The organism is Marisediminitalea alba (assembly GCF_002993365.1).
Classification (GTDB): domain Bacteria; phylum Pseudomonadota; class Gammaproteobacteria; order Enterobacterales; family Alteromonadaceae; genus Alteromonas; species Alteromonas alba.
In genome coordinates, this window is the sequence record NZ_PVNP01000132.1 from 1 (window position 1) to 622 (window position 622).

Genomic DNA, 622 nt, shown 5'->3' on the forward strand with positions numbered 1-622 from the left:
TGAGAAGTGCGTCATAAAGCATGATAATTCTGCTGTGCATACCTGCCACATCCAGCGGTTTTCGTTACCACGCTGATGACGGGTTTCATCGCAGTGCACCACCGCCTCAGTGCGCATCGTCTCTTTGATATCCTGATACGCTGGCGTCAGTACTGAACTAACCCGGCCCTGCGCTTCAGAGATAGCACCGCGACTGAACGATAAACCGAAGTTCTGTTCGAGCTGCTGCTGGATTTTACTGATACTCTGGTGAAACTGCCCCGACTGCATTGCCACATAGGCTAGCAGGTTATTTCCCATCTGCCCTTGATTCACGTTGTCGGGTAGTGTGGCTTTTACCGTTTTACTGCACTGACAACACTGGCCCTGATGCAACTGATGTTCGACTACAGAGAATGCCTGGCTGGGAATATCAAATACCTGATGCCGACGATAAGGGGAATCATTGATAGCAATGTCACCACCGCAAGCACAAGTATCGTCGGGATAATAGGTGCGCGTCTCATCAACGGTATCGGCCAGCATCCGCTTACTACCTTTATGGCCGGATTGCGCACCGCGCTTACGGCCTGTCGGCTTTTTAGCTGGCGCAGAAGAGGACGCCCCCGGCCCATTAGACGAT

General features: G+C 52.3%; 1 pseudogene. It reads right to left on the bottom strand.

Annotated elements, in window-relative coordinates:
* A pseudogene (locus C6Y40_RS12380) lies at window positions 1-622 on the bottom strand (IS66-like element ISAma4 family transposase); the annotation flags it as partial.